Consider the following 808-nt stretch of genomic DNA (forward strand, 5'->3'; position numbering starts at 1 on the left):
CCCTAGCTCTTCACATTAGAGGGACAATTTTGGGCTACGGGATAGCAAACCCTAGAGGTGAAAAAGGCTTAAAAGCGTCGGTTCAAACCGTGCTTGATGGCGATACACCAATACCCTCCAATGTCGTATCCGTTCTGTCGATGCTTTGGGAGCAATATAAAGAACTTAAAGCAAAACTCATCGCATTCGAAAAAGAGAAAAATGCTTTAACCCGTCAGATAGAGCCGTGCCAACGATTAATGGGCATTGAAGGGGTTGGTGAAACAACTGCTGCGATGCTCTATACAACTCTTGGTGATGGAAAGCAGTTCAAGAATGGAAGACAAGCTTCAGCATTTGTTGGTCTTACACCTAAACAGCACAGTTCAGGAGGCAAAGTTTTTATGATTGGGATCGATAAATGCGGTGGTGTGAAGGAGCTACGCTCGCTTCTTTATCTTGGCGCAATGTCATACGTTGGGCGACTACCCGAAAAACCGAAGACTCAGAAGGACGCTTGGTTGAGGAGCATCATAGATCGTATCGGCTTCAAGAAGGCCTGCATTGCACTGGCTAACAAAGTGGTACGTACTGCGTGGGCAATGCTTCGGTATGAGACTGAATATAAACCAGTATTACTCACTCATTAATCACTACCAAATTTTTAAATTTTACAAAATGATGATGCATAAAAGGTAAGACCAACCTACTGAGAACCTGGCCATTCTGTCATGCTGTAAAAAGCTGCTAGCGCGATAAGGACAGTAGGTGCGCAAAACATCAAAGGCTAGAGGGTAGCTCCTTCAATAAGAAGCCGAATATACGACCG

1 protein-coding gene is annotated in these 808 nt (G+C 44.4%); it reads left to right on the forward strand.

The window, feature by feature from the left end; translation table 11 throughout:
* On the forward strand, positions 1-629 hold a 629-nt coding region (locus AB4138_RS23855; protein ID WP_372307972.1), incomplete at its 5' end, for an IS110 family transposase.
* Between the last annotated feature and the right edge of the window lie 179 nt (positions 630-808).

The sequence above is a fragment of the Vibrio sp. 10N.286.52.C3 genome, assembly GCF_041468865.1.
Lineage (GTDB): Bacteria > Pseudomonadota > Gammaproteobacteria > Enterobacterales > Vibrionaceae > Vibrio > Vibrio crassostreae_C.